Origin of the sequence: Sphingomonas sp. KRR8 (assembly GCF_023559245.1) — a bacterium.
GTDB lineage: Bacteria > Pseudomonadota > Alphaproteobacteria > Sphingomonadales > Sphingomonadaceae > Sphingomicrobium.
The window spans coordinates 1878031-1904670 of record NZ_CP097462.1 but is presented as its reverse complement, the minus strand read 5'-3'; the positions used below and the strand labels follow the sequence as shown (position 1 = coordinate 1904670).

Annotated in this window: 35 protein-coding genes and 1 tRNA gene; 9 read left to right on the top strand and 27 right to left on the bottom strand. The window is 66.5% G+C overall.

The annotated features are described in order from the left end of the window. From M8312_RS09595 to M8312_RS09585, 3 genes are read right to left on the bottom strand one after another with little or no spacing between them, the layout of a single operon-like run. On the bottom strand, nt 1-984 hold the full coding sequence (locus M8312_RS09595) for an arginase family protein (RefSeq protein ID WP_250117481.1): 984 nt from the start codon (nt 982-984) through the stop codon (nt 1-3). Nucleotides 985-991: 7 nt separating this feature from the next. Continuing rightward, a complete protein-coding gene (nhaA, locus tag M8312_RS09590) occupies nt 992-2203 on the bottom strand; it encodes a Na+/H+ antiporter NhaA (protein ID WP_250117480.1) in 1212 nt (403 codons plus the stop codon). Between the two features lie 49 nt (nt 2204-2252). Further along, nucleotides 2253-2693 carry an OsmC family protein gene (locus M8312_RS09585; protein ID WP_250117479.1) on the bottom strand — a complete coding sequence of 147 codons (441 nt, stop codon included), beginning with the start codon at nt 2691-2693 and terminating at the stop codon, nt 2253-2255. A gap of 164 nt (nt 2694-2857) precedes the next feature. Between M8312_RS09585 and M8312_RS09580 the strand changes: the two genes are divergently transcribed. The 5 genes from M8312_RS09580 to M8312_RS09560 are packed head-to-tail and all read left to right on the top strand — an operon-like array spanning nt 2858 to nt 7701. Further along, nucleotides 2858-3802: a phosphoesterase gene (locus M8312_RS09580; RefSeq protein WP_250117478.1), complete on the top strand. Its 945-nt coding sequence runs from the start codon at nt 2858-2860 to the stop codon at nt 3800-3802. After that, nucleotides 3799-4977, top strand: a complete 1179-nt coding sequence (gene uvsE, locus M8312_RS09575) for a UV DNA damage repair endonuclease UvsE (protein ID WP_250117477.1) — start codon at nt 3799-3801, stop codon at nt 4975-4977. The genes M8312_RS09580 and uvsE overlap by 4 nt, the downstream gene beginning before the upstream one ends. Before the next feature lie 52 nt (nt 4978-5029). Next, entirely contained in the window at nt 5030-5920 is an 891-nt protein-coding gene (locus M8312_RS09570; protein ID WP_250117476.1) for an SMP-30/gluconolactonase/LRE family protein, read from the top strand. A 31-nt stretch (nt 5921-5951) separates the two neighbouring features. Continuing rightward, entirely contained in the window at nt 5952-7094 is a 1143-nt protein-coding gene (locus tag M8312_RS09565; RefSeq protein ID WP_250117475.1) for a sensor histidine kinase, read from the top strand. A gap of 7 nt (nt 7095-7101) precedes the next feature. Further along, nucleotides 7102-7701 carry a response regulator transcription factor gene (locus M8312_RS09560; RefSeq protein WP_250119760.1) on the top strand — a complete coding sequence of 200 codons (600 nt, stop codon included), beginning with the start codon at nt 7102-7104 and terminating at the stop codon, nt 7699-7701. Nucleotides 7702-7703: 2 nt separating this feature from the next. On the opposite strand, the gene M8312_RS09555 is transcribed toward M8312_RS09560, so the two are convergent. The 9 genes from M8312_RS09555 to M8312_RS09515 all read right to left on the bottom strand — a co-directional run bounded on the left by M8312_RS09555 (nt 7704) and on the right by M8312_RS09515 (nt 11337). Further along, complete coding sequence (locus M8312_RS09555) at nt 7704-8066, bottom strand: hypothetical protein (RefSeq protein ID WP_250117474.1); 363 nt, start codon at nt 8064-8066, stop codon at nt 7704-7706. Between the two features lie 101 nt (nt 8067-8167). After that, nucleotides 8168-8243, bottom strand: a tRNA-Phe gene (locus M8312_RS09550). Nucleotides 8244-8284: 41 nt separating this feature from the next. Then, nucleotides 8285-8464, bottom strand: coding sequence for a DNA gyrase inhibitor YacG (locus M8312_RS09545; protein ID WP_250117473.1), 180 nt, complete (start codon nt 8462-8464; stop codon nt 8285-8287). Then, complete coding sequence (locus M8312_RS09540) at nt 8451-9389, bottom strand: ribonuclease (RefSeq protein ID WP_250117472.1); 939 nt, start codon at nt 9387-9389, stop codon at nt 8451-8453. The genes M8312_RS09545 and M8312_RS09540 overlap by 14 nt, the downstream gene beginning before the upstream one ends. After that, on the bottom strand, nt 9382-9954 hold the full coding sequence (locus M8312_RS09535; RefSeq protein ID WP_250117471.1) for a Maf family protein: 573 nt from the start codon (nt 9952-9954) through the stop codon (nt 9382-9384). Before M8312_RS09535 ends, M8312_RS09540 begins: the two co-directional genes overlap by 8 nt. A 9-nt stretch (nt 9955-9963) precedes the next feature. After that, nucleotides 9964-10215, bottom strand: coding sequence for a translation initiation factor IF-1 (infA, locus tag M8312_RS09530; protein WP_168067748.1), 252 nt, complete (start codon nt 10213-10215; stop codon nt 9964-9966). A 316-nt stretch (nt 10216-10531) separates the two neighbouring features. Continuing rightward, on the bottom strand, nt 10532-10825 hold the full coding sequence (locus M8312_RS09525) for a hypothetical protein (RefSeq protein WP_250117470.1): 294 nt from the start codon (nt 10823-10825) through the stop codon (nt 10532-10534). Next, nucleotides 10826-11149, bottom strand: coding sequence for a hypothetical protein (locus M8312_RS09520; RefSeq protein ID WP_250117469.1), 324 nt, complete (start codon nt 11147-11149; stop codon nt 10826-10828). Then, entirely contained in the window at nt 11146-11337 is a 192-nt protein-coding gene (locus M8312_RS09515) for a hypothetical protein (protein WP_250117468.1), read from the bottom strand. Before M8312_RS09515 ends, M8312_RS09520 begins: the two co-directional genes overlap by 4 nt. A 307-nt stretch (nt 11338-11644) precedes the next feature. Between M8312_RS09515 and M8312_RS09510 the strand changes: the two genes are divergently transcribed. After that, the gene (locus M8312_RS09510) at nt 11645-11851 is read left to right on the top strand and encodes a cold-shock protein (protein WP_250117467.1); all 207 of its coding nucleotides are present in this window, start codon (nt 11645-11647) and stop codon (nt 11849-11851) included. Between the two features lie 111 nt (nt 11852-11962). Here M8312_RS09510 and M8312_RS09505 read toward each other — a convergent pair whose 3' ends face one another. The 6 genes from M8312_RS09505 to M8312_RS09480 all read right to left on the bottom strand — a co-directional run bounded on the left by M8312_RS09505 (nt 11963) and on the right by M8312_RS09480 (nt 18399). Continuing rightward, complete coding sequence (locus tag M8312_RS09505; protein ID WP_250117466.1) at nt 11963-13009, bottom strand: transporter family protein; 1047 nt, start codon at nt 13007-13009, stop codon at nt 11963-11965. 133 nt (nt 13010-13142) lie between these two features. Continuing rightward, a complete protein-coding gene (locus M8312_RS09500) occupies nt 13143-15305 on the bottom strand; it encodes a sodium-translocating pyrophosphatase (protein ID WP_250117465.1) in 2163 nt (720 codons plus the stop codon). A gap of 164 nt (nt 15306-15469) precedes the next feature. Beyond that, nucleotides 15470-16405, bottom strand: a complete 936-nt coding sequence (thiL, locus tag M8312_RS09495) for a thiamine-phosphate kinase (RefSeq protein ID WP_250117464.1) — start codon at nt 16403-16405, stop codon at nt 15470-15472. Nucleotides 16406-16507: 102 nt separating this feature from the next. Further along, entirely contained in the window at nt 16508-16960 is a 453-nt protein-coding gene (gene nusB, locus M8312_RS09490) for a transcription antitermination factor NusB (protein ID WP_250117463.1), read from the bottom strand. 11 nt (nt 16961-16971) lie between these two features. Then, nucleotides 16972-17868: an alpha/beta fold hydrolase gene (locus M8312_RS09485; RefSeq protein WP_250117462.1), complete on the bottom strand. Its 897-nt coding sequence runs from the start codon at nt 17866-17868 to the stop codon at nt 16972-16974. A 276-nt stretch (nt 17869-18144) separates the two neighbouring features. Further along, complete coding sequence (locus tag M8312_RS09480) at nt 18145-18399, bottom strand: hypothetical protein (protein WP_250117461.1); 255 nt, start codon at nt 18397-18399, stop codon at nt 18145-18147. Between M8312_RS09480 and M8312_RS09475 the strand changes: the two genes are divergently transcribed. Further along, a complete protein-coding gene (locus M8312_RS09475) occupies nt 18373-19893 on the top strand; it encodes a PAS domain-containing protein (protein WP_250117460.1) in 1521 nt (506 codons plus the stop codon). The genes M8312_RS09480 and M8312_RS09475 overlap by 27 nt on opposite strands. Nucleotides 19894-19981: 88 nt before the next feature. Here M8312_RS09475 and M8312_RS09470 read toward each other — a convergent pair whose 3' ends face one another. Next, nucleotides 19982-20881 (bottom strand): pirin family protein, encoded by a 900-nt coding sequence (locus M8312_RS09470; RefSeq protein WP_250117459.1) that lies wholly within the window; start codon nt 20879-20881, stop codon nt 19982-19984. Between the two features lie 19 nt (nt 20882-20900). Next, nucleotides 20901-21185 (bottom strand): BolA family protein, encoded by a 285-nt coding sequence (locus M8312_RS09465; RefSeq protein ID WP_250117458.1) that lies wholly within the window; start codon nt 21183-21185, stop codon nt 20901-20903. Nucleotides 21186-21222: 37 nt separating this feature from the next. Between M8312_RS09465 and M8312_RS09460 the strand changes: the two genes are divergently transcribed. Further along, on the top strand, nt 21223-21807 hold the full coding sequence (locus tag M8312_RS09460; RefSeq protein WP_250117457.1) for a DnaJ domain-containing protein: 585 nt from the start codon (nt 21223-21225) through the stop codon (nt 21805-21807). Here the strand turns inward: M8312_RS09460 and M8312_RS09455 are convergent. The 7 genes from M8312_RS09455 to M8312_RS09425 are packed head-to-tail and all read right to left on the bottom strand — an operon-like array spanning nt 21804 to nt 25876. Beyond that, a complete protein-coding gene (locus tag M8312_RS09455) occupies nt 21804-22451 on the bottom strand; it encodes a glutathione S-transferase family protein (RefSeq protein ID WP_349773279.1) in 648 nt (215 codons plus the stop codon). The genes M8312_RS09460 and M8312_RS09455 overlap by 4 nt on opposite strands. Continuing rightward, entirely contained in the window at nt 22445-23110 is a 666-nt protein-coding gene (locus tag M8312_RS09450) for a dihydrofolate reductase family protein (RefSeq protein WP_250117456.1), read from the bottom strand. Before M8312_RS09450 ends, M8312_RS09455 begins: the two co-directional genes overlap by 7 nt. Beyond that, on the bottom strand, nt 23103-23600 hold the full coding sequence (locus tag M8312_RS09445; RefSeq protein ID WP_250117455.1) for a VOC family protein: 498 nt from the start codon (nt 23598-23600) through the stop codon (nt 23103-23105). The genes M8312_RS09450 and M8312_RS09445 overlap by 8 nt, the downstream gene beginning before the upstream one ends. Further along, nucleotides 23597-24403, bottom strand: coding sequence for a VOC family protein (locus tag M8312_RS09440; RefSeq protein ID WP_250117454.1), 807 nt, complete (start codon nt 24401-24403; stop codon nt 23597-23599). Before M8312_RS09440 ends, M8312_RS09445 begins: the two co-directional genes overlap by 4 nt. Continuing rightward, nucleotides 24396-24758 carry a DUF1428 domain-containing protein gene (locus M8312_RS09435; protein WP_250117453.1) on the bottom strand — a complete coding sequence of 121 codons (363 nt, stop codon included), beginning with the start codon at nt 24756-24758 and terminating at the stop codon, nt 24396-24398. The genes M8312_RS09440 and M8312_RS09435 overlap by 8 nt, the downstream gene beginning before the upstream one ends. Next, the gene (locus M8312_RS09430; protein WP_250117452.1) at nt 24755-25429 is read right to left on the bottom strand and encodes a glutathione S-transferase family protein; all 675 of its coding nucleotides are present in this window, start codon (nt 25427-25429) and stop codon (nt 24755-24757) included. Before M8312_RS09430 ends, M8312_RS09435 begins: the two co-directional genes overlap by 4 nt. A gap of 3 nt (nt 25430-25432) precedes the next feature. Beyond that, entirely contained in the window at nt 25433-25876 is a 444-nt protein-coding gene (locus M8312_RS09425) for a VOC family protein (RefSeq protein WP_250117451.1), read from the bottom strand. Between the two features lie 156 nt (nt 25877-26032). Here M8312_RS09425 and M8312_RS09420 point away from each other — a divergent pair, with 156 nt between their 5' ends. After that, complete coding sequence (locus M8312_RS09420) at nt 26033-26638, top strand: winged helix-turn-helix transcriptional regulator (protein ID WP_250117450.1); 606 nt, start codon at nt 26033-26035, stop codon at nt 26636-26638. The last annotated feature ends 2 nt before the right edge of the window (nt 26639-26640 follow it).

The following is a 26640-nucleotide window of genomic DNA, read 5'->3' as shown; positions in this document are numbered from 1 at the left end:
TTAGAAAGCGCTCAGGAAGCTGGCGACGTTCCCTCCGAGCGCCTCCACCGCATAGCCGCCTTCCAAGATGATCAGCGTCGGCACGCCAAGCGACGCCACGCGCTCGGCCAGGCGCGCATAATCTGCGGTCTGCAGCGAGAAATGACTGATCGGGTCATCGACGAACGTGTCAGCGCCAAAGCTGACGATAACTATCTCGGGCGAGCCGTCGCCAAGCCACTCCGCAGCCCGGCTCAGCGCCGAGTCATAGGCCTCGAACCCGGTCCCGCGCGGCAATGGCAGGTTCAGTACGTTGCCGCCGCTGTCCTCGGCATGACCCCAGTAGAACGGATAATCCGTGGCGGGATCGGCGTGGATCGAGGCGAAAGCGATGCCGTCGCGCCCGCGCACGATGTCCTCTGTGCCGTTGCCGTGATGGTAATCGAGGTCGAGAATGGCGGCGCGCTTGCCCGAAAGGATGGCGGCGATCGCGGCCCAATTCAGGTAGCTGTAGCCGCCCATGTAGTCGGGACCCGCGTGATGGCCGGGTGGGCGGGTCAGGGCAAAGGCATGCTCGCCCGCCAGCGTGGCGTCGAGCGCGGCGAGCAATGTGTCGAGCCCCGCAAGCAGCGCTCCCCACGTGCCCACCATGATCGGGGCGCAGGTGTCGTAGGCGTGCTGCCCGAGCCGCGCATCGATGCGGGCAAGGCTGCGAGGTCGCCGATGGACCGGAAAGGCATAAGGGAGAACGTCGCCTTCCCGCCCCGCCGATCGCCACTCGTCGTGCGCAGTCCGCAGCAGATCGAGGTAGTTGGCGTCATGCACCGGGCGCAACAGCGCCATCAGTTCGGCCTCGCTATGTCGCGGTGGGATCTCCACCTTCCCAATGGCGGAAAGGACCGAATCCACCCGCTCCGGCACGTCGGCGGCCGGATGCAGCGCGCCATTGAAGAACTCGGTTTGCGGCGCGTGCGCGCGCTGCCGCTCGTCCCAGAAGCAGCGCATCAGCGGCTCAGCGGGGCGAGGCGAACGGATCGTTGCATACGGTCGGGTCCTCGTCGGCGTCCTCGCCGAATATCTCGGCGGCCTCGTCACAGTCGATGACGGAAGCCGGTGCCGCGGGCGCAGTGCGCAAGACCAGGAAACCCGCCACGCCGGACAGCAGCGAACCTGCCAGAGTGCCGATCTTGGCCGCGTCGATCATCCCCTGGTCACTGAAGGCGAGGGCGCCGATGAACAGGCTCATGGTGAAGCCAATGCCGCACAGCAGCGCCGCACCATAGATATGCCGCCAGCTGACGCCCTCGGGTCGCACCGCCGCGCCGAGGCGGACGGCCAGCCAGATCGCTGCTCCAACGCCCAGCTGTTTGCCCAGGAAGAGGCCAAGCGCGATGCCAAGGGGAAGCGGCCTGGTGAGCTGGTCGAGGCCGTTGATGGTGACGCCGGCGCTGGCGAAGCCGAACAAGGGCACGACGCCGAACATGACGAGCGGGTGCAGACCATGCTCAAGCTTTTTCAGGGGTGAGACGGGCTCGCCACGTCCGAGCGGAATGGTGAGGGCCGCCAGAACCCCGGCAATGGTCGCATGGATGCCCGACTGGAACACGGCCACCCACAGGCCGCAGAACAGCAGCAGATACGGCCACAGCCGGCGCACGCCGAACATGTTGAGCCCAGCCATCAGTGCCAGCAGCACCGCCGCCGCGGCGAGCGCGGGCACACTCAAGCCGGCCGTGTAGAACAGCGCAATGACGATGATCGCGCCGATATCGTCAACAATGGCAATCGTCACCAGCAGCAGCTTGATGGCCGGCGGGGCGCGGCTGCCCAGCAGCGCCAGCACGCCTAAGGCAAACGCGATGTCGGTTGCAGCCGGGATCGCCCAGCCACGAAACAGCGCGGCATCGCCGACGGTGACCAGCAGATAGACAAGGGCCGGAACGGCCATGCCTGCCGCCGCCGCGATCATCGGCAGGCGGCGCGCCTCGGCCGTGGCGAGCCGGCCGTCATACCATTCGCGCTTCACCTCCAGCCCGACCAGCAGGAAGAACAGCGCCATCAGAGCGTCCGCGATCCAGTATTGAACCGACAACGGCCCCAGTTGGGCGTGCAGGAGACCTTCATAGGTATGGGCAAGCGGCGTGTTGGCGACGAGCAGCGCCGCCGCCGCCGCGCCCATCAGGGCGAGGCCAGCATTCCGGTCGGTATTGTTGCTGGGGGCCATGCACGCCTCATGGCCACCAGCTTTTACTCACGCAAGCCGACCGGAAGGTTCAGGCTGCGGCCGGCGCGCCGATCTCTACTTCCAGATTCATCTCGGCCTTGAGCAGCTTGGAGATGGGGCAATTCTTCTTCGCATCTTCGGCGAGTTCGCGCAGCTTGGCTTCCTCCACCCCCGGCACGTTGGCGCGCAGACGGAGGTCGGAACGGGTGACGGTGAAGCCCGCCCCATCCTGCTCCAGCTTCACCTTCGCTTCGGTCTCCAGCGTGCCATCCTCAATGCCGGCACCCGCCAGCGCAAAGCTCAACGCCATGGTGAAGCAGCCGGCGTGGGCGGCGGCGATCAGTTCCTCGGGGTTGGTTCCGGGCCCGTCCTCGAACCGGCTGTTGAAGCCGTAGCGCTGGTCCTGGAGGACGCCCGACTGGGTAGATATCCAGCCCTTGCCGGTCTTTCCGGTGCCCTCGTAACGCGCGCGTGCCGTGCGGGTAACCATGGCTTTATGCTCCTTCGATGTGGTCCAATGGACAGGTGGGGGGTCCGTGCCGAACTGCAACGGATCATGCGAAGGCTCGTTCATTCGGCATGGTTTGTGACGCCCCGAGTACCGTATCCGCCTTCCGCGGCTGGCTTGATCGGACTGGGGCAACACCGCTCCTCATGGGCCACTTCGACGCGGACGGCCTCGCAGCGCTGGCCATTCTCGCGCGATCGTTGCCGGGCAGCGAGATCCGGGTAGTCGGGAAGGGCGAAACGCCGTGGACCGATCACGTGCGCACGGAGCTGGAGCAGTGCCAGCCATCCGCGATTGTCGCCACCGACCTTGGCGTGCGCGAGGGTGACATCCTGCCTGGCACGCCGGCCTGCCTGATCGACCACCATGTCCCGACCGGCACGCCGGGCGAGGCGCTGGTGATCAGCGGCCACGGCTGCGAACCGGAACCCACCTCGGCGCTGCTGGCCTTCTGGGCGTGCGGGAGCCCGGATGATTTGCTCTGGCTCGCGGCCATCGGGTTGATCGGCGACATGGCGGAGGAAAAGGGATTCTCCGAGATGGCGGCGGCGCAGCAGCGCTATGGCAAGACGGCGCTGCGCAATGCGGTCAGCCTGATCAACGCGCCCCGCCGCACCGCCAGCGCCGATGCCTCGCCGGCACTCGCCCTGCTGATGAAGTGCGACAGTCCCAAGGAGCTCTTGTCGGGCGCGAACCCTGAAACCGCGCAGCTGGTCGCCGCGAAGGAAGAGGTGAAAGCCGCGATGGACGACGCGAAACGGGTCGCGCCAAAGGTGCGCGGTGACGTCGCGCTCATTGCCTTAGACAGTCCGTGCCAGATCCATCCGCTGATCGCGCAGCAATGGCGGACACGGCTCAGGGACAAGGTCGTGATCGCCGCCAACAAGGCCTACCGCCCGGGCTGGGTCCACTTCGCGGCGCGCACCGGCGGGACCCAGGACCTCATCCGCTTCTTCGCCGATCGTCGCCCCGAAGGCGCCGGCACCGAATATGGCAGCGGACATCGCGCGGCAAGCGGCGGTGCACTGCGCATTCCCGAGTGGAACCGCTTTGTCGCGGCGCTCGGCTTTCCTGAGGAGCAGATTGCATGACCAAGCTTCCCGCCCGTCCCCTGCGCCTCGGCTTTCCGGTCAAGGTGATGGGCGTACCCGGCCTCAGGGCCAATGACACCCGCCGCTGGCAGAAGAACCCGCACCTCAAGTGCAGCCTCGAATATCTCGACGCGATCCTCGACTATCTGAAGAAAGTCGAGATCGATATGTACCGCCTGTCCTCGGACATCGCGCCTTATGCGACCCATCCCGACATGCCGCAGTTCCACAACATGGTGGCCGAGAGCGACGCGGAGCTCGCCGCGTTCGGCCGCAAGGCGGGTGAGCTCGACATCCGTCTGTCCTTCCATCCATCGCAATATGTGCTCCTCAACAGCCCGAACCCGGAGCTGACCAAGAAGAGCATCTGGGACCTGTCCAGCCAGGCCGAGATGCTCGACCGCATGGGCACCGGGCCGGAAGCCGTGCTCGTGACCCACGTCGGCGGGGTCTATGACGATCGCGAGGCTGCCCGCGCGCGTTGGATCGACGGCTGGAACCAGTGCCCTGAGCATGTGCGGCGGCGCCTCGTGCTGGAGAATGACGACATCCGCTTCTCGGCTGCCGACGTCCTCTGGATCCACGAGCGCACCGGTGTGCGTTGCGTGTTCGATTACCAGCACTTCTGGTGCTTGAACCCGGAGCGGCTGGATCTGCGCGACACGTTCGAGAAATTTCTCGCCACCTGGCCCGATGGCGTGCGCCCAAAGATGCACTTTTCCTCTCCCCGCACGGAGATGCGTGAGGTGAAGCGCAAGATCACGGAAAAGCAGCGCAACGCCGCCAAGGCTGGCAAGGTCAGCAAGGCCAAGGGGCTGACCAAAGCGCCGGTCAAGGCGACCGCGCGGATCAAGACCGTGCTGCTGCCGCCGATCTGGACCGGCCACAGCGACTTCACCAACCCCTTCGAATTTGCGACCTTCATGCGCGCAGTCGACGGCCTGGAGTTCGACGTGATGATGGAGGGCAAGGCCAAGGACGTCTCCATCATCAAGCTTCGGCCAGACCTGCTACGCTTTGCTCCGGACGTCGCTGCGCGGTTCGGCATCACCGACGCCGACGCCGAGGAGCTGCTCGCCGAGGAGCGCGCGCTGGACGATGGCGTTGCTGCCGAGGAGGAGCCGGACGTGGATGAAGGTGAGCGGCTTCAGGAGCCCGAAGACGTGCTTGCCTGATCGCATTGAGCTTGGACGCCGTCGCTCCTAGGCTTGACGGAGGGAGACGGTGATGACGCAGGCACGCGTGCTGGTGGACGGCATCTACTTCGGCGAGGGGCCCCGCTGGCATGAGGGGCGGCTGTGGTTCAGCGACTTTCACGCCCATGCCGTCAAATCGGTGTCCCAAGCAGGAGACATTCGAACCGAGCTGACGCTCGACGACCAGCCGTCCGGACTCGGATGGTTGCCCGATGGGCGACTGCTGGTGGTCTCGATGCGGCAGCGCAAACTGCTTCTGCGGGAAGCGGACGGCAGCCTTGTGGTGCATGCCGACCTCTCGAGCGTGCACGCGATGCTGAGCAACGACATGGTCGTCGATGCAGCGGGGCGCGCCTATGTCGGCGACTTCGGATTCGACCTGCACGGTGAGATCCGCGCGCGGGGAGACCTGTCGGTTCTCGCCGACCACCCGACCGCCGCGATTGCGCTCGTTCGCCCGGACGGAAAGGTAGAAACGGCCGCCGAGGGACTTCACTTTCCAAACGGCATGGTGATCACCCCGGACGGCCGGACACTGATTCTTGGCGAAACCCTGAGCGGCCAGTTGACCGCTTTCTCCATCGGCTCGGACGGGCGCTTGTCCGACCGCCGCTTGTGGGCCCAGACTCTCACCAATCCTGCCGCGCCGCGCATCCCTGACGGTATCTGTCTCGATGCCGACGGCGCGGTGTGGATCGCCAATCCGACCGCATCCGAGTGCGTCCGCTATGCCGAGGGCGGGACGGTGCTGGAGGTGGTCGCCACCAGCCAGAACTGCTTCGCCTGCATGCTTGGTGGGGAGGACGGCCGGACCCTGTTCATGATGACGGCGCCGACCAGCGACTTCACCTCCGCTTCAAGCGCTCCTCGCGGACGCATCGAAGTCGCCGGCGTAAGCTCGGCAAGGGCTGGTTGTCCTTGAGGTTGGGGCCCGCAGCAGCCATCTTCAGTCCATGACTCCACCGCTTTCCTCGGCCGGCTGGAGCGAAGGCGAGACTCACCTCCGCTCCATTCTGGCCACCGTTCCCGACGCCATGGTCGTGATCGACGAGTCGGCGCGGATCCTGTCCTTCAGCGCTGCCGCCGAGAAGATGTTCGGCTTCGCGGAGGCGGAAGTGATGGGAGAGAATGTCAGCCTGCTGATGCCCTCCCCAGACCGGGAGCGTCACGACCGGTACATGGACAATTACCGCGAAACCGGAATGCGCAAGATCATCGGCATCGGGCGGGTGCTGACGGCGCGTCACCGCGACGGCTTCACCTTCCCGATCGAGCTGTCGGTCGGTGAGGCGAAGGTCGGCGACAAGCGCATCTTCACCGGCTTCATCCGCGACCTGACCGAACGCCAGCGATCGGAAAACCGACTTCAGGACCTGCAATCCGAACTCGCCCATGTTGGCCGGGTCAGCGAGGTAGGCACGCTCGCCTCCGCCCTGGCGCATGAGCTGAACCAGCCGCTCACCGCCATCGCCAACTACTGCGAGGGCGCGCGCGACCTGCTGGCCGGGGAGCCCGACGGCGAGGCACTGGCGATGGCGCGGGAGGCGCTTGACGAAGCGGCGCAGCAATCCGTGCGCGCAGGTCAGATCGTCCGCCGCCTGCGCGACTTCATCACCTATGGCCATACCGAAAGGAAGGTCGAGCGGCTGCCGAGACTAGTCGCCGAAGCCAACGCCCTCGCTCTCGTCGGCTCGCGTGAATATGGGATCGAGGTCGACGTCGAGCTCGCGCCTGACGCCGACCGCGTGCTGGTCGACCGCATCCAAATTCAGCAAGTACTTCTCAACCTCATCCGCAACGCGATCGAGGCAATGATCGACAGTCCGGTGCGTCAATTGACGATTGCCGCCAAGACGGATGGAAGTGGCATGGTCGAGGTCTGCGTGGCCGATACCGGCAAGGGCATTCCGCCCGAGAGCGTCCCCCAGATTTTCCAGCCCTTCGTCACGTCCAAGGAAAAGGGCATGGGCATCGGGCTGAGCATCTGCCGCACCATCATCGAGGCTCATGGCGGGCAAATCTGGTTCGATGCCGGACCTGACGGTGGTACCAACTTCCATTTCACCATTCCCGAGGCAGAGGCGATCAGTGAGTAGCGAGCAGATGCTGGTCCACCTGGTGGACGACGACGAAGCGATCCGGCGCTCGGCCGGCTTCATGCTCAAGACGTCGGGCTTCAAGGTCCTCGCCTACGAATCGGGGGTCGAGTTGCTCAAGAACGTTCGGGCGCTGGAGCCTGGCGCCATCCTCCTCGACATCAGGATGCCGCAGATGGACGGCCTCGAAGTTCAGCGCGCGCTTCAGGAGCAAGGCTGCCGCTTGCCGGTTGTGATCATGACGGGGCACGGCGATGTCACCGTGGCCGTTCAGGCAATGAAGGCGGGCGCCATCGACTTCATCGAGAAGCCCTTCGAGAAGCAAACCCTGCTGTCGGCGCTGAGCAATGCGTCCGAACGCCTGAGCGATGCGCAGGAAGGCGGAAACCGGGCTGAACAGGCGCGGGTGCGGCTGAACGTGCTGACCGCGCGCGAACGGGACGTGCTGGAGGGACTGGTCAAGGGCCTGCCCAACAAGACCATCGCCTACGATCTCGGAATCAGCCCGCGGACGGTGGAGATCCATCGCGCCAATCTGATGGACAAGCTCGAAGTGCGATCGTTGAGCGAAGCGCTGCGGATCGCCTTCGCGGCCGGGCTGGGATAGACCTAGCGCGACGCGCTGAGGCGGGCGACGCGGAATGGCAGCGGTTCGCCGCCGCGCTCGGAGACGGTGATCGAGGCCCCTTCGCGCAGAACTGGCATGTTGAGCGTCGAGAAGATGCCGCCTCCACTATCCTGCCGGGCGTAAAACGCGAGGTGTCCATCGACCTGAACGGCGTGGCCACTGAGATCGGGTTCGCTGGGCCAGAGACGGCGCACGGTAGCCTGCTGTGGCGCCCGGGTGAGCGCCTCAGCGTCGATCGCGCCCGAAGCGGTCAGCGGCAGGCGCAGGATGTAGGCGCGGCTCGCCGAACCCTTGGGAAAGTCGCGCGTCGCTTCCAGCTCTAGTCGGATGGACTGCCAGGTCATGCTGAACTGACCATGCCGCTGGGTGGCAAGGGACGGTATACGGGAGATTACGGAAGGTTCTGCCGCAGCCGGGCCTCGAACCATCGGTCGGCTGGCAACGATGGTGCCCAGGGACGGGGTCGAACCGCCGACACTGCGATTTTCAGTCGCATGCTCTACCAACTGAGCTACCTGGGCCCACGTTTCGCGGCCGGGAAGGCCGCTGGGCAGGCGGCTCCCTAGCTGTGCCCCTCGTCGCTGTCCAGCCCGGGATCGGCCGGCGGACCTGGAATGCGATAACCTTCGCCAAGCCATTGCAGCAGGTCGCGATCCTTGCAGCCGCGGCTGCAGAAAGGCTGGTGCGGGGGCGACGGCGGCTGGCCGCATAGCGGGCAGGGCTTGGGATCAGTCTTCGGCATGTCCGGACCAGATGGCGAGGGCGGGGTCCGCGCGCAAGGTGACGGCGCCGCCGCGCCGTCGGGCAAGCTGCTCGAGCCAGTCGGCATTGGCTTCCAGCAGCCGAATCACGGACGGCGCTGCGGCGATGGTCGTGGCGCCATGACCCTGTTCGGCCCGGCGAAGCAGTTGCCGGGCGGCAAAAGCCGGCCGGTCCAGCGCGAGTTCCAGCAGAGAGGCGTGCCGGCGTGGACGGATGAGCTGAAGAAAACCGAAGCCGTTGACCGCGGTCCGCTCGAAGCGCGTTCCGGCCAGCGCGGCGTCCAGCGCACCGGCGGCGGCGGTGCGGGGCTCCTTGCCGGCAACGGTCGGCAGGTCGATGCCGATCGACCCGCCGATGGAGAGGCGGCGGATGGCGCGGCCGGCCGCCCGTGCCCCCGCCACCGCGAGCTCGGCGGGAGGGAGCGAGCCGTCGACGTCGATTAGCGTCATTGCGGGTGTGGCGAACAGCGACAGGCTTCCGCCGGGGAATAGCACGCTCCCGCCTTGCGCCTCATCGACAAGATCGTCCCAGCCTGCTGCGGCCAGTTCGCCGGGGCGGGCTTCACGGCCAAGGTTCGGCGCGGAGTCGGCCTCCCCGCAGGCGAGGCGCCCCACGGGGCGCTTCCAGCGCTCCACGACCGCAATGGCCTCGCGGGTGATCTCCACCTGGAGCGAGGCGCCTTCGCTGATCCCGGCGGGCCGCTGGGGAAGAAGGATCTCCGTCCCGTCGTCCATCCGTGCGATCGCATTGCGGCCAGCCTGGCCGATGCTGGCGAGACGGGCGGCCACCACCGCGCCCGCCGGCAATATGCCGTCGAGCAGCACGCGTGCTTCGACGATCTCGCCGCCTTCGACCAGCGCGCAGCGGGTCTCCCCGATCCCGCGCTCGCTGATCCACTCAGGCAAGCGGGTAACCAGCGGCCTTGAGCAGGTGCCGCGTTTCGGCGAGCGGCAGGCCGACCACGTTGGAATAGCTGCCGGCGATGTGGCGGACATAGACCTCGCCATATCCCTGCAGCGCGTAGCCGCCAGCCTTGCCCCGCCACTCGCCATGAGCGGCGTAGAAGTCGATCTCTTCCCCCGACAACCGCTTCATGACGATGGTCGTCTCAACGAGGCGGGTGCGCAGCTTCTGGCCGGGCGCCGCGAGAGCGACGCCGGTCATCACGCGGTGGCGGCGCCCGCTGAGCAGGGCCATGCACTGCCGCAGGGTGGCCTCATCCTCGACCTTGGGGAGGATCCGCCGCCCGACCGCCACCACCGTATCGGCGGCGAGCACCAGCGCATCGGGCTCCCGCGCGGCGACGGCTTGCGCTTTCTCGGTGGCGAGGCGCAGCGCGTGGTCGCGGGGCAGTTCGCCGGCGGGCACGCTCTCGTCGATGTCGGCGGGCAGGATGGCGTCCGGCGTGACCCCGATCCGCGCCAGCAGGTCGAGCCGACGCGGGCTCGCCGAGGCCAGGATCAGCCGCATCGGACGACCTTAGCCGGTGTAGCCCGGCGGGCCTCCGCGACCGGGCATGAAGCGGTAGGTGATCCGCCCCTTGGTCAGGTCGTAGGGGGTCAGTTCCACCAGCACTTCGTCACCGGTCAGCACGCGGATGCGGTTCTTGCGCATCTTGCCGGCGGTGTGCCCCAGGATCTCATGGCCGTTCTCGAGCTCGACGCGGAACATCGCGTTGGGGAGCAGTTCGACCACCCGCCCGCGCATCTCGAGAAGTTCTTCCTTGGCCATGCAATTCCTTGTGTCTGAAGGTGAAGTCGCGGCCCCTTAGCGGGGACAGGGCCAAAAGGGAAGGCGGAGCGCTGCTGACAGAAGGCTCGAACTTTCCCTGGACGAAGTTTCCAAGTTTCCCTGGTGCGGGCGTCGAACGCCAGCTTATCCACAGCGAAGTTTCCAAGTTTCCCTGGTGTGGGGGTAACAACCGCCGCGAGGTTCCTTTCCTGCCCGCCCGTGAATCCATGATCGAAGACGCGGTCGCCGCAGGCCAAGCCAAGCAGCCCCAATCCTATTGTTCAAGCGGGGCGCGTAGGTCGACCCTGAACGGTCGCTACCTCAGGATGAGGAACAAGATGGCGCCGGCCAGAGCGACAAAAAGGAAGAGCAGCTTTCCCGCCAACGCCCGGCCAGAGCTGGGATGCGAGGAGTTTCGCGACAGGACGCTTCTTTCCTCCGCTCGCGTGGCGTCGCTCTTGCCGCTCTCCCGCTGCTCCAGCCAGCTATTGGCCCACAGGGTCCTGTTCTCACTATATTGGCCAGAGCTGAGCTTCTGCCGAACGTCGGCTTCGCCAGCGCTTTCGCAGGAGATGACAAAGCGCTCTTCGTTGGTGCGTGCGACGTTCAATCAAGTCACTCCATGATCTGGGGCGTCGGATGCCGCACTTGCGGCGTCCTCCGCGACTTCCGCTTGAGTGAGCTGAGGCGCAGCCCGGCGAACCTTCATCCCTGACTCAAGCCGCTCGAGCATCGCCGCGCGGGTTGTCCAGCTGGCCGAGCTCTGCTCGAAGACCCTCCTCCCGTTGACGGTGCCTGCGGCGGCTGCCTGATCCGCATCGGCCGCCGCTCGCTCACGGCAGCCGCTGGCAGTGTCGCGGTTCTCCTTCCGCGGGCTGGCGCTCGAGCTCTCGCCAGAACTGCTCCCGGACCCACTGCCCTCGGAACCGCTCATAGCGCGTGCCTTGCAGAGTCCATTCGGTCGGCATCGGCGTGCAGCTGGATCGCGATCCCCTCCAAGGCCAACGCACCTTTCGAGGTTCGAGCGACGCTGGCCAGGCGACAGCACGCCCTTGCCTGCCGCCGCAACTGACCGGCCTGGCGGTCACTGATGGTGTTGTTGAGCTGAAGACCGAGGATCATGGGACGCTCCTTGCTGTAAGCGGGAGCACAAGGTCTCTCGGTCGCACGAGCCTACTGTGAAAGTTTCGCGCGATCAGCGTTGATAACACGCAACGCTCACAATTTCCTAATCGCCTGGGGGGGCAGAAGTTCACCTCCAGATGATCGCGTGGACTAAAACAGACAGCGAAGTCGAAGTGCGCTATGAGGCCCGTGCTGACGGCTGCGTTGGAAGGGCACGGATGCCTTTTCTTCAGCTTCATTCAACTCAGTTGATGCTTTTAGCGAAAAGGTCCGGTGTTCGGATCACATATTGCAGGATTCATTTATGCCCACAGGAACAGTCAAGTTTTTCAACGAGTCGAAGGGCTTCGGCTTCATTCAGCCTGAGGATGGCGGCGCCGATGCGTTCGTTCACATCTCTGACGTCGAACGTTCGGGCATGAGCACGCTGCGCGAGAATGATCGTGTTTCGTACGACGTGGCGGAAGACCAGCGCGGGAAGATGAAGGCGACCAACCTCAAGTCTGCCTGACACAATGAGAAGGGGAGGCGTGCGCGAGTGCGCCTCCCCAACCCCGGGTTAGCCGGGCAAGGCTGGGCCGCCGTATCTCGATGCGATGTCCGCAATGGGTGGAAAGCGGACCTAGAAGGCTCGCGCCACGGCGAGCGATACGCGATAGCGGTTCTTGGGGTGCGAGGCGCGGATGCGCTGCCAGGCTGGGAGGCCAACCGACGCCCCGAAAGAAAAGCCGCCTGCCGAGGTGAAGCGGGCGCCCGGCGTGAGCCAGAGGGCTTTGCCACCGCTTTCCTCCTCGACCTCCCCTGCGATGGTCTGGCGACCTTCCCACTCTCCGCTCAGTTCGACGAAGCCGTCCCAACTCGCGTGGGCCGGGTGAGCGTGATGGTCGCCGTCATTGTCGCCATCGTCATCATGGTCATGGTGATGCGCCGGCTCGGCATGGTCGTGGTCCGCGATCCCAAAACGGTGGGAAAGGGCCACGCCGGCCTGGAAGCGGTCGCCGAGGCGAGTGTCCTGCGCTCCGCGGCCGGAGAATTGGTAGAGTGCGCTTGCCGCGAGTTGCACCGGACCAAGGGTCGAGCCGGCCGAGGCTCCGACGATCGGGTCCCAGCTGCCGGTTCCAGGCTGATGCTCGGTCTCCAGCCGCTCGCCGTCGGGGCTCCGCACCCCGGTGCGGCCGGTCGGCACCTTCAAACCAATGACGGCGGCCACGTTCAACCCGTCGCCATGGGTCAGCCGATACTTGGCCAGAACATTTAAGTCGCCGATGCCAGCAACGTTGCCCAGCTGCGTGACCTCGTTGATCGCCTGGCCATCCACATGGGAATGCTCCCCTTCGCGCAAGCCGTCGCGGCGGACGTAAGGCAGCTCGGCCGACAATGTCAGCTCATGGGTGATGCCATAGGCCGCGCCCACCGAGGCATTGAGATTGTAGTTGGTGTTGTGCGCGTGGATGTGCTGGCCAGCGAGCGCTTCCAAGACCGCGTCGGAGCGTTGCTCCGGGCGGGTAAAGGTCAGTCGAAAGCCGAGCGACCCATGCCCCTCGTCAAGTGTGTCCGGGCCAAATACGATCTGCCCGCCGCCAGAGGCAACTCCGCTGGGGCCCATGTGATCGGCGAGTGCAGGAGAAGAGACGAATGCCAGCGCAAGTAGCGCGAAATGGGAACGCATCGTGGCCCTATGGCTAGCCTCGCTTATGTCCGCAATGGGTCGAAAGCGGACATGCGGGCACTCGTCGGCCATGACATGAGAAAGGGGCGGCAGGACTGGCCCGCCGCCCCTTCCTGTTCGTCCGGCGCGCGCTTCAGCCCGCGGCGTGTCCCGCCAGCGCCGCGAGCAGCAGCAGCGCGACGATGTTGGTGATCTTGATCATCGGGTTCACGGCCGGGCCGGCGGTGTCCTTGTAGGGATCGCCGACCGTGTCGCCGGTCACCGCGGCCTTGTGGGCTTCGGAACCCTTGCCGCCGTGGTTACCGTCCTCGATGTACTTCTTGGCATTGTCCCAGGCGCCGCCGCCGCTCGTCATAGAGATGGCGACGAACAGGCCCGACACGATCACGCCCAGCAGCAGTGCGCCCAGGGCCGCGAAGCCCTGCTCACGCCCGGCGACGGCCGAGATGATGAAGAACACCACGATCGGGGTCAGCACCGGCAGCAGCGAAGGAACGATCATCTCGCGGATGGCGGCCTTGGTCACCAGGTCGACGGTGCGGGCGTAATTGGGACGGCTGGTGCCGGCCATGATGCCCTTGTCGTTGGCGAACTGGTCGCGGACGTCGATGACGACGTTGCCGGCCGCGCGGCCGACGGCGGTCATTCCCATCGCCCCGAACAGGTAGGGCAGCAGTGCGCCAAGCAACAGGCCGACCACGACATAGGGGTTGGACAGGCTGAAATCGACGGCGTTGGCCCCGATGCCGAGCTGGCCCGAGAACTCCTTCAGGTCGGTGGTGTAGGCGCCGAACAGCACCAGCGCGGCCAGCGCGGCCGAACCGATGGCATAGCCCTTGGTCACTGCCTTGGTGGTGTTGCCAACCGCGTCGAGCGCGTCGGTGCGATGGCGGACGTCGTCCTCCATCCCGGCCATCTCGGCGATGCCGCCGGCGTTGTCGGTGACCGGACCATAAGCGTCGAGCGCCACGACCATGCCGGCGAGCGCCAGCATGGCGGTCGCGGCGAAGGCGATGCCGATCAGGCCGGCCAGCAGGTAGGAGGCGATGATCGCAACGCAGATCACGATCGTCGGCATGGCGGTCGATTCAAGGCTGACGGCCAGGCCCTGGATGACGTTGGTGCCGTGGCCCGTTTCCGACGCCTTGGCGATGGAGCGGACCGGGCGGAAGTTGGTGCCGGTGTAATATTCGGTGATCCAGACCAGCAGGCCGGTCACGGCCAGGCCGATCATCATGCACCAGAACAGGTCCAAGCCGGTGAATCCGGCGGTCTGCGCGGCGACGGCGCCGGTGACGTCGGTACCGGCCGCCGAAGCGCCGCCGATCACCGCGCTGAGGTCGCCCAGCGTGTACTGGGTGACGAGGTACAGCGCGGGGACGGAAAGCGCGGCCGTGGTCCAGAAGCCCTTGTATAGGGCGCCCATGATCGACTGGCCCTTGCCCAGCGTCACGAAATAGGTGCCGATGATCGAGGTGATGATGCACACGCCGCCGACGATCAGCGGCAGGCTCATCAGCGCCAGGATGTTGCCGCCCGCGTTGCCGATCAGCAGCGCGCACAGCACCATGGTGGCGCCGACGGTCACGACATAGGTCTCGAACAGGTCGGCGGCCATGCCGGCGCAGTCGCCGACATTGTCGCCCACGTTGTCGGCGATCACCGCCGGGTTGCGGGGATCATCCTCGGGGATGCCGGCCTCGACCTTGCCGACGAGGTCGGCGCCGACGTCTGCGGCCTTGGTGAAGATGCCGCCGCCCAGACGGGCGAAGATGGAGATGAGCGACGCGCCGAACGCCAGGGAAACGAGGGCGTTGACCACGGCGCGGTCGTTGGGCGCATGACCCTCGACCTGCACCAGCACGTAGAAGAAGCAGGCGATCGCCAGCAGCGCGAGGCCCGCCACCAGCATGCCGGTGATAGCGCCGGAGCGGAAGGCGGTGGTGAGGCCGCCCTGCAACGATGTGCGCGCTGCCTCGGCGGTGCGGACGTTGGCGCGGACGGAGATGTTCATGCCGATGAAGCCGGCGGCGCCGGACAAGAGGGCGCCGACCACGAAGCCGATCGCCGGGACCAGCCCGAGGAACAGACCCACCAGCACGGCGACGACGACGCCGACGATGCCGATGGTGGTGTACTGGCGGCGCAGGTAAGCGCCCGCGCCTTCCTGAATGGCGGCCGCGATGTCGACCATCCGCTGGTTGCCCGCTGGCTGGGCCAGGACCTGGCGACTGGTGACAAGTCCGTAGAGTACGGCGATCAGTCCGCAGACGATCGCAATCACGGTAACAGTCATTGGGTGAACAACCCCCTTGTTCGCTGAACCGGCATCGCGGCGCGACACCGGGAGAGAAGACCGGCGGGAGTTGTAACGGCTTAACGGAAGCTGTCTAGGCCAGCCAAATGGCGCTCAATCCGCCGCAGATCAGGCCGGCGACGAGGATCGACAAGCGGCGCCAGTCAAGCAGTGCGATGTTCATGGCCCAGGCGCTCCGGCAGCGGGACGGCGCCCCCTTTGTCGGTGAGCACGAGGGTGTCGCCGTCGGTCAGGGTGCCGATGCGGGTCAGTCTGGGCTGCGGTGGTAAAGAAAGGGTTAGGGGGTCACTCCCGGGGGGCAGCGCGGCCAGCAGGGCATAGTCGTCGCCGCCCGTCGCCGCGAACAGGCGTTCGGCCCGACCGCCGCCGCGCTCGGCGACAAAGGCGCTGGACAAGGGAAGGGCGTCGAGATCGATGGCGGCGCCGCAACCACTGGCGGCGCACAGCCGCTGGCAGTCGAGGAGCAGGCCGTCCGACACGTCCATCATCGCACTGGCGAGCGGAGCGAGGGCGCGGCCGGCGGCGAGCAGCGGCACGGGACGACGGAAGATGTCGACCAGCACGCCGGCACTGGCCGGATCGCGGGTCAGCAGCGCCAGGCCGGCGGCGCTGTCGCCCAGCGTGCCGGCGAGCCACAGCTGATCGCCCGGCCGTCCGCCCCGCCGGTCAGGCGCCAGGCTGTCCACCCGGCCGACGACCGTCAGGCCAAGCACTCGCGGAGCGCCATGGGGGAGCGCGATGGTGTCGCCGCCGACCAGCGGCAGACCGTAGCTCTCGCAGGCCGCGGCAAGGCCATCGAGAAAGGCGTTTTCCCATTCGCCGTCGCCCGAGAGCGTGAGGGAAAGCAGCGCGGCGAGCGGCTCCGCGCCCTTGGCGGCCAGATCGGACAGGTTCACCGCGGCCAGCTTCCAGCCGACGGAAGCGGGCGGGTCGGTGGGCAGGTAATGCACACCCTCGGCGATGCTGTCGTGGGTCAGCACCAGGTCGCCGAGCACCGCCACATCGTCGAGCAGCCCGCGCGCGGCAGGATCGGTCGCGATGCGCCGCAGCTGGGGGAGGATGGCGGATTCGGAAGTCATCGGTCTAGCTTACCGCCATTGCGGGCGGAGCGAAGCCACTCACTTCTCGCTCCGCCGCGAGACGGCGCTCAATCGCCGCGCCCGTGGCTCGCAAGCGCCAGATTAGCGCCGCGCTTCCTTGGCGATGTTGTCGAGCAGGCCGTTCACGAACGCCACTTCCTTCTTGTCGAAGAAGGCGTGCGCAACGTCGAGATATTCGCTGATGACGCTGCCGACGGGCACATCGGCGCGGGCGATGAGCTCGTAGGTGCCGGCACGCAGGATGGCGCGCATCGGGCGGTCGAGCCGGTCGAGCTTCCACCCCTCGGCCAGCTTGCCTTCCACCAGCCCGTCGATCTCGGTCCGGCGGGCGTCGACGCCGCGCACGATGTCGTTGAAGAAGTCGACCTCGGCGTCGGCCAGCTCGTCGCCGTCGATGGTCTCGCCCAACCGGTGCTGGTGGAATTCGTGCAGTAGCTGCGGGAGCGGCTTGGGCTCCATCTCTTGCTGGTAGAGCGCCTGAACGGCGGCGAGCCTCGCGGCGGAGCGCGAGCGGGAGCGGGTTGGAGCGGCCATGAGGCGGGCGCCTATGCCCGTTCGGGCTCGTTAAGGAAAGTCTCGAGGGCGCCTGCCACCGCTTGCGGCTTCTCCCACGGGACGAAGTGACCGGCATCTTCGACCCGCACGACGCGCAGGTCCTCGACCAGCGTATCGAGACCATCGAGCTGGAGCGGCAGTAGCGCCTTGTCCTTCATGCCCCAGACCACCAGCGTCGGCACCGTCACCCTGGGAAAGGCCCGAAGCAGGAAGTCCGGCAGGGGCACGGTGACGCTGGGCGGCGGGACCACCACGGCCGCGCCGCGATACCAGTTGAGCATGGAGGTGAAGACGCCCGGCTGGCTCCATTCCTCGATATATTCGGCGCGCTCCTCCGGGCTGATGAGCGCAAGGTCGACGTGATTGCCGAAGCTCTTGTCGAAGAAGGTTTCCCAGCCCATCGCCTCGACCGCAGCCTCGAAGCCCGGCGTGCGGAAGGCGGTGATATACTGGCTGGCCGCGCGCTGGTCGGCGTCCTCGATCAGGCTCTTCTGGAAGATGACGGGGTGCGGCGCGTTGATGATGGCGAGGCGGGTCAGCCGCGGATCGCCCTTCAGCGCCGCGGCCCAGCTGACCGCGCCGCCCCAGTCGTGCCCGACCAGGCAGAAGTCGTCGAGGCCGAGCCGGTCGACCAGCGCGAACAGATCGGCGACGATCTTGTCGGTGGCGTATTCGCTCTTGTCCTGCGGCGCGTCCGATCCGGCAAATCCGCGCTGGTCGGGCATGATCAGCCGGTACTTGCCTTCCAGCAGCGGGACCATGCCACGCCAGGTCCGGTGGCTCTCGGGAAAGCCGTGCAGCAGGATGATCGCAGGCCCGTCCTCCGGGCCCGCGAAGGCGACGTTCAGCGTGACGCCGGTCGGCAGCGGGATCTTCTCGAAGCGCACATCAGCCTCCGTCGTTGCGAACTCGGTGAAGCAATCCAGTTCCCGGGGCTGCCGTCAAGACGAGTGGCTCGCGGGGTCTCCTCCCTGCCCAGCCGCACCTACCAGACTCTCCTGCCATACAGGTAACCGCCTCGGCCCTGAACAGACAGTTCAGCCGAGCATCTGAGCTCGCCTGGAACGCCCTCCGCTGCTCGTCCGCAGCGCATGGGGGGGCTGATACTGGACGACCGCCAGAGCAACCTTTAGGGCGCTCGACCGCTTAATTCCCCTTTGCAATCATCGGAGTGACGAGTCCTGGATAGCGAGAAGAAAGAGCATGAGGGTGGCGGCGCGGACCACGGCGGTTCCAGCGGAGAGCCAGCGGGCGATCATCTCGACGACGGCAGCATTTCCCTGACTGGCCAACACCAGCGTCGGCACTGGCGTGAAAGTACGATTTCCGATGACGATCTTCAGGATCGGGGCGGCGTGTTTTTCGCCGCCGTGGAAATGACTCGAATGCCGATGATCCTCACGGATCCGCGGCAGCACGACAATCCGGTGGTGTTCGCCAACAAGGCGTTTCTCGATCTGACCGGATATGAGGAGAAGGAAGTTCTCGGCCGCAACTGCCGCTTCCTGCAAGGGCCGCGAACGGATCAGGAGCATGTCCGCGAGCTTCGCGAAGCTATCAACCGCGGTCAGGCGGTCAGCCTCGAAATCCTCAACTACAAGAGGAACGGCACACCGTTCTGGAATGCCGTCTTCATTGGCCCGGTTCACGACACGAACGGGCAGTTGTTGTATTTCTTCGCGTCCCAGCTGGATGTCACGCGGCGCCGGGAATCCGAGGACGCCCGTCGGCACAGCCAGAAGATGGAGGCGATCGGGCAGCTGACCGCCGGGTTGGCGCACGACTTCAACAACTTGCTCCAAGTTGTCGCTGGCAATCACGAGCTGCTGGAGCTCGACCTCGTTGAGCCGAAGGCCAGGCGGCGGCTGGAGATTGCCCAGCAGGCGACCGAGCGGGCTGCCCGCCTGACCAAACAATTGCTGGCCTTTGCCCGCAAGACGAGACTCAATCCCTCGCGCCTCGATCTATCCAAGACTATTTCGACCTTCGCCGACCTGCTTGAAACGACGCTGGGTTCGCAGATCGACCTGCGGCTCGACCTGCTCCGGCGCATGCCCGAGGCAATGATCGACGAAAGCCAGCTGGAGACGGCCCTCCTGAATATCCTCGCCAATAGCCGCGATGCGCTTGGACGAGGCGGCACGGTGACGATCTCCACCTCTACTCGGCACCTCAACGGCGATTCCGCCGCCTTGGGACTTCCACCCGGCGACTATTGCATGCTTGAGGTCAGAGACGATGGTGCCGGGATGAGCGAGGCGGTGCGAGCTCGTGCGATCGAGCCCTTCTACACCACCAAGTCAGTCGGCAAGGGAACGGGCCTCGGCCTCGCCATGGTCGATGGCTTCGTCCAGCAATCGCGCGGCCGGATGGAAATCGACAGCGTCGAAGGGGAAGGCACGACCGTCCGCCTGCTATTCCCGGTCGCCGGTCCGGAAGAAGCGGGTGTTGGAGACAACCGCCGTCTCGAAGCTCCCCTGGCGCACCTCGACAAGGGCTCGGGGACGATCCTGCTGGTCGAGGACAATGACGAGGTCAGGCGCCTCGCGCATGATCACCTCGTGGAGGCCGGATATGTTGTTCACGTCGCCAGCAGTGGAGACGACGCGCTGGATCGACTCGACCAGCTGAACTGGGAGATCGATCTTCTGTTCACTGACCTCATCATGCCCGGCCAGACGAATGGCCTGGCATTGGCAGAGCTGGTGCGGTCCAGGGCGCCCGGCGTGAGGATCTTGCTCGCAACCGGCTACACCGAGGACCTGGTCGGCGAAGCCAAGGCCAATGGCGCGGATGTGCTCGGCAAGCCTTACCGCAAGAGCGAGCTGCTAAGTCGAGTCGGCGTCGCCATCGCTCGCAACAATGAAGAGCCGCGCCGCGTAGCGTCGGAATTCGGCGCCGCGGAGGCCTGAGCCGCGAATGGGTGGAAAGCCGTGAGGTGATGTCGGAGCCGCTTGCGCGGTTGCGGCCAGTGTCCGCGGACGTTCGGACCAGCTGGGCTCAGGGATAGCTGACGGTCAGCGGAACTTCGGGGAGGGGAATCCACTCGTCGTCGTCTCCGGGCGGAAGCGCGAACTCGCCCGCGCGCCAGGCGCGCTTGGCTTCGTTCAACCGCTCGCGGCTGGAGCTGACGAAATTCCACCAGACGAGGCGCTCGCCATCCATCGGCTCACCGCCGCACAGCATCAGCCGCGCGCCGCCTTGGGAGCGAAGGACAGGGCGGTGCCCGGGAGCGAGGAGGACGAGGTGCTGGGCGGTGAGCGGCAGGCCGTCCACCGTCGCATCGCCGTCGAGCAGGTAAAGAGCGCGCTCGTCGGCTTCCTTGTCGATCTCGATCGACGCGCCCGGTGAGAGGTGGAGCGCGGCATAGAGGGTCGCGCTGTGCTGGGTGACGGGCGAGCGGGCGCCGAACGCCTCGCCCATGATGAGGTTGAGGCGAACGCCGTCGCCCTCGATCCATGGCAGGCGGTCGGCGGGCACATGCTCGAACGCGGGGTCGAGCTCTTCCTTGGCGCGTGGCAGCGCGAGCCAGGTCTGGATGCCGTCGAGCACCGGGCCGGCGGCGCGCTGGTCGGCGGGCGAGCGCTCGGAATGGGAGATGCCCTTGCCGGCGGTCATCAGATTGACCGCGCCCGGCTCAATCCGCTGGATGGTGCCGACGCTGTCCCGGTGCTGGATGGCGCCTTCGAACAAATAGGTGACGGTCGCCAGATTGATGTGCGGGTGGGGGCGCACGTCGATGCCCTCGCCGATGCCCAGCCGGGCCGGGCCCATCTGGTCGAAGAAGATGAAGGGGCCGACCATGGTCCGCTGCTTGTGCGGCAGGGTGCGGTGTACCTTGAAGCCTCCGAGGTCGTGGGACACCGGGGCGAGATCGAGCAGGATCGGAGGGCCTTCCATGGCTCACGCGATAGCAGAGCTATTCCCCGGGCGCGACCGCGCGGATGGTCAGGGCATGCACCCGTGCGTCCATCAGTTCGCCGAGTGCGCGGTAGACCAGCCGCTGGCGCGCGACCCGGTTCTGGCCGGCGAAGGCGGCGCTTTCGATCAGCAGGCTGAAGTGCGACTCGCCTTCCGGGTTATGGCCCGAGTGGCCGTGATGCTTGGCACTGTCATCGGTCAGCTCCAGCCGCGGTGGGTGGAGTGCTTCCGTCAGACGGCGCGTGATTTCCCGTGCGACCGGGCCCGTGAAGTCTCCGTTCATCGGACCTATATAGGCCGGCTGACACTAAGAGGCAGGTGTGGCGTCACGTAGTCCCAAATTTCATGGCCGGGTCGAAGGTGCGGCGGATCGCTGCGCCATCCCCGGCTGCAACCATCCCGGCGAGTTCAAGGCGCCGCTGACCGAGCCCAGCTTCGATGGGCCCGGCCAGTGGCGCTGGCTGTGCCTCGACCATGTCCGCGAGCATAACAGCGGCTACAATTTCTTCTCCGGCATGAGCATGGAGGAGATTGAAGCGGCGCAGTCGCCGATGGCCGGCTGGGACCGGCAGACGCGGGCGTTCGCCCATGTCGGCGGCGGCGATCCGGCGCCCGCCTGGAGCGACTTCAAGGACCCGCTGGACGCCATCGCCGGTCGCTTCCGGGCGCGGGGCGGTGCTGCGCCGAGCGCGGCGCCGACGCGGTTCAGCCGCGACGAGCAGGGCGCACTGTCGGTGCTGGGGCTGGGCGACGACACCAGCCTCAATGCCGTCCGCCAGCGATATTCGGAGCTGGTGCGCAAATACCATCCGGACCGCAATGGTGGTGACCGGCGGCACGAGGGCAAGCTCCGCAACGTGATCGACGCCTGGCAGACGCTGCGGAAGGCACCGGCCTTCGCCTAGTCCCGGTCAGGGGCTCCGAGTGGAAAATAATGGCGGAACGGCCGGGCCTGCTCGACGGCACGGCTGACCGCCGGATGGGCGAGCAGGCGCTGGCGATAGCGGGCAAGGCGCGGGCGGCGGTCGCCGATCGGCTCGACCCAGTCGGCGTAGAAGAGTGCGGGCGCGGCGGCGCAGTCGGCCATGGTGAAGGCCTCGCCCGCGGCCCAGCCGTCCTCGGCCAGGTTGCGGTCCAGCCAGTCGTAGGCGGCACGCAGCTTGGTCATGGCCTGCTCGACACCGTAGGGATCGCGCTGGTCCTCGGGACGGAGGATGTTGCCGACCGGCACCGTCGCCTTGTCCATCACGCGCTGGTCGAACACCCGATCGAGGAAGCGCACCCGAAGGCCGGCGTCGCCGTCGGGGATCCACTGGTTCGGGCCGGGATGGTGGCGGGCAAGATGCTCGATGATGATCGAGCTTTCAGCGATGACCTCGCCATCGTCGACCAGCACCGGGAATTGGCCGAAGGGCGCGAGGGTGGCGAACTCGGGCCCATGTTGCTCGACCGAGCGGAACTCGAATTCGGTGCCGTCGGCGTAGAGCGGGATCAGCGCTTTCCAGGTGTAGCTGCTGAATTCGTGGCCATAGAGGATCAGATTCACCACGTACCTGCCTTTATCCTGGCCTGACGTTCCGCCTCGGCCGCGCTGGTGCTCAAGGGGCCGATGTCCTGCAGCACGACGGGACCGGCGGGCTCGTAGGTGGCGACGATGCAGCCTTTGGACCCGACCTGGTGGTCGACCATCCGCATCGTGGCCGGCGCGGTGCCCTCGCCGAACCAGCGCTTGCCCGAGCCGATCACCACCGGCGCAGTCATCAGGGTCAGCCGGTCGATCAGGCCGGCGGCGAGCAGCGGCGGGTAAAGCGTCGTGCTGCCCTGGATGACGAGGTCCGGGCCGTCGCCCTGCTTGAGCGCGCGGATCGCGTCCACGCCACTCACCCGCTCGCTGTTCTGCCAGTCGAGCGGCTGGCTGCCGCGGGTCACCACATATTTGGTGCAGCGGTCGAACGCCTCGCCCAGCGGCTTCATCTCGCCTTCGACATAGGGCCAGTAGGCCGCGAAGATGTCGTAGGTTCGGCGGCCGAGCAGCAGGTCGTAGGGTCGGCCGAAGACTGCGCCGACGGTGGCGTCGATCGCCTCGTCGCCGACCGCGGCTAGCCAGCCTTCCTGGGTGAAGCCGCCGGTCGAATCCTCACTGGTGCCGCCCGGCGCCTGCATGACCCCGTCGAGGCTGACGAAGGCCGCGCCGATGATCCTACGCATGGGCCGGCTCACCACGGCGCGCGGCTTCGATCGCGCCATGGTCGATCTTTTGCATGGTCATCATGGCCGCGAAGACGCGCTTGGCGACGGCGGGGTCGGGATCGCTGTTGCCTTCCAGCAGGATGCGCGGGGTGATCTGCCACGAGAAGCCCCAGCGATCGGTACACCAGCCGCAATCCTGCGCCTGGCCGCCCTTGCCGGTGATCGCGTTCCAATAGCGGTCGGTCTCGTCCTGGGTCTCGGTCACGACCATGAAGCTGATCGCCATGTTCGGCTTGAAGTTGGGCCCGCCGTTCAGGCCGACGAACGGCCGGCCGAGCACGGTGAAGTTGACCACCAATTCGTCACCCTTGGCGCCGCCCGGGTAGTCGCCAGGTGCCTTCATGGGATTGCCGACATGGCTGTCGGGGAAGGTGGCGGCGTAGAACTCGGCCGCCTTGCGCGCTTCGCCATGGTCGAACCACAGGCAGGTGGTGAGCTTGTCGGTCATGCCGCCGCTCCTTCCTTGCGCGGGCCGACGATCCCGAAGGCCGCGCCGTGCGGATCGGTGGCCATGACGGTATATTCGCCGCCCGGAATCTGGTGCGGTCCGGCGATCACGGTTCCGCCGCCTTCGTTCAGCGCAGCGGTGGCACGGTCGATGTCATCGACCCCGAGGAAGTAGGTCCAGCGGCTCGCCGGAACGTGCGGCATCAGGCCCATGACCGCGCCGAAGCGCACGTCCCCGTGGTAGAGAAAGCGGTAGGGTCCGGCTGGCCCCATGTCGAACGCGCCCTCCTGCCGCCAGCCGAAATGCTGACTGTAGAAGTCGAGCGCGCGGTCGGAATCACTGCTCGACAGCTCGTTCCAGCGGACGTGCTGGGGCTGGTCGACCGAAAAGACGTCGCTGGTCGCGTCGGCCTGACCGGCCGGGGCCTCGGGCTTCATCAGGTACATCGGGGCGCCGGTCGGGTCGGCGATCATCGCCATCCGGCCGATGCCCGGCACCGACCAGGGCGGCATGATCGTCGAGGCGCCATCCGCCGCCGCACCAGCGACCGCCTGATCCACGTCGTCGACGAAGAGATATCCGAGCCACGCCGGCCGCGCGCCATGCTCCTGCATGGCCGAGTCCAGGCGCAGCACGCCACCGGCATTGCCGCCGTCCGATCGCCGGATCATGCGATAGTCCAAGTCACCGGCCGGCTGCGGCTCGATGTCCCAGCCGACCACCGCGTCATAGAACGCCTTCGACGCATCGGGATCGGGGCTCATCAGCTCATACCAGATGAAGCTGCCAGCAGGATTAGCCATTGCCTTTCTCCAATACGACGATCGGTTCGAAGCCGCCGAAGATCATCCTTTTGCCGTCGAACGGCACGGGGATCGCCATCAGGTCTTCATTCTCCATCATCTTGGCGAAGGCCCTGTCGCGCGTGGCCTTGTCGGGCCATTCGATCCACGAAAAGCAGGCGGTCTCCCCCTCCTGCGTGGCGACCGAGCGGTAGAAGTCGGTCTGCTTGCCCTCCGGCACGTCCTCCGGCCAGCATTCGACGATGCGCAGCGCGCCCTCGTTGATCAGCAACTGGTCGGCCGCACGAGCATGATCGATGAATGCCTGCTTGTCCGCGAGCTTCACCGGGATCACGAAGCCATCAACATAGGTCATGCCGCATTTCCCTTCGGCTGGTCGGCGTAGAGCGCCAGCTGGTCGGCCAGCGCTTGGCGGAAGGGGGGGCGGGCGATTCCCCGCGCGCGGTAGGCGTCCAGGGTCGGATGCTCGGCCACCGGACCACCCTCGTCGCCCATGATCCGCAGCACGGCAATCATCAGCAGGTCACCGATGGAGAAGCGATCGCCTTCCAGCCACTGCTTGTCGCCCAGCCACTCCGCGACCTTGCCGAGCCGCTTGCCCAGTTCCTCCCTGGCGCTCGGCTTCCTGAGCTTCGCCCATTCCTGGTCCGGGTAGAACGCGCTCAACGCGGCATAACCCATGACGTAGGGCTCGACGCTGTTCAGCGCGGCATAGCTCCACTGGATCGCGCGGGCCCGGGCGACCGGATCGCGGGGCAACAGGCGCTCGTCCTTTTCACCGATGTGCTGGACGATCGCGCCGCTCTCGAACAGCTGGAGATCGCCTTCGCGGTAAGCAGGCACCTGTCCGAACGGCTGCTCGCGCTCATAGCCTGGCGGGATCGGACCGACCGTGCGGACCTGATAGTCGAGCCCCACTTCCTCCAGCGCCCAGCGAACGCGCAGGTCGCGGACCTGGCCGCGCGCGAAGGGCGGGACCCAGCCGAAGGTGGTGATCTCGATGGCGGCGTTTTCAACCAGCGGCATGGTTCAGGCCTCCACCGTTTCGACCGGGTGCGCGCCCTGCTCCGCGAAGGTCGGGTCCATCCACATCGGCTCCCACTGGTGGCCGTCCGGATCTTCGAAATCCCGGCCATACATCGGACCGCCCTTGGTCTGGTCGATCGGGGAAAGGTCCGTCTTTCCACCGGCGGCCTTGGCCGCGTCGGTAATCCGGTCGACCTCCTCCGGGCTGTCGCAGGAAATGCACAGCAGGACCTGGCTGGTGCCATGCGGAGGCGCGATCGGACGCGGGGTGAAGGTCGAATAGAATTGGTGGGTCAGCAGCATGACGGCGATCTCGTCACTAAGCTGCATCATGGCCGCATTCTCGTTCGAGAACTTCGGCTCGTTGCGGAAGCCAAGGGCCTCGTAGAAGGCCTTGGACCGGTCGAGATCGGTCACCGGCAAGTTCACAAAGATCATTCGCGCCATCGGTCCTGCTCCTCCTCAAGCGACTCGGGAATGCTTGAAACATGCCGCGTAAAGTCATAACTGACAACCGTGGAGTTAGAAAAACTAACTAAGTCGCGTCGAAGCGAGCCCAAACGCAGCTATGACGACGCCTGCGGCACGGCCCACGCCCTGGAGTTGATCGGCGAGCGTTGGGCGCTGATCGTGCTGCGGGAGCTCCTGCTCGGGCCGCGCCGCTTTTCCGACTTGCGCGCCGACATTCCCGGGATAAGCGCCAACGTCCTGACCCAGCGTCTCGCCGAGCTGGAGGAGCGCGGCCTGGTTCGCCGCACCCGCTTGCCCCCGCCGGCCGCGCGCGAGGTCTATGAGGCGACCGCTTGGGGCCTGGAGGCAGAGCCGGTGATCCAGGCGCTCGGTCGCTGGGCGGCGCGTTCGCCTCGGCACGACCCGACCTTGCCGTTGTCGGCCGTGTCCATCCTGATGAGCTTCCGCACGATGATCAACGAGCAGCGGGCGAAGGGCGCCGATCTCCGCATCGGCTTCCGCTTCGGGGCGGAGACCTTCACCGCGCGGGTGAAGAAGGGCCGCATCAAGGTCGCGCGGGGCCCGATGGACGATTGCGACGGGATCATCACCGCCAAGCCGACGGAGCTCGCCGGAGTGGTCTATGGCGGTGCGCCGCTGGAGCTGCTGGGGACGGAAGGGAACGAGGCTGCAATACGGCGGTTCGTGACCCTCTTCACCCTGCCGCCGAAGGTTGAGACGCCTTCCGTAGCCAGCTAAGG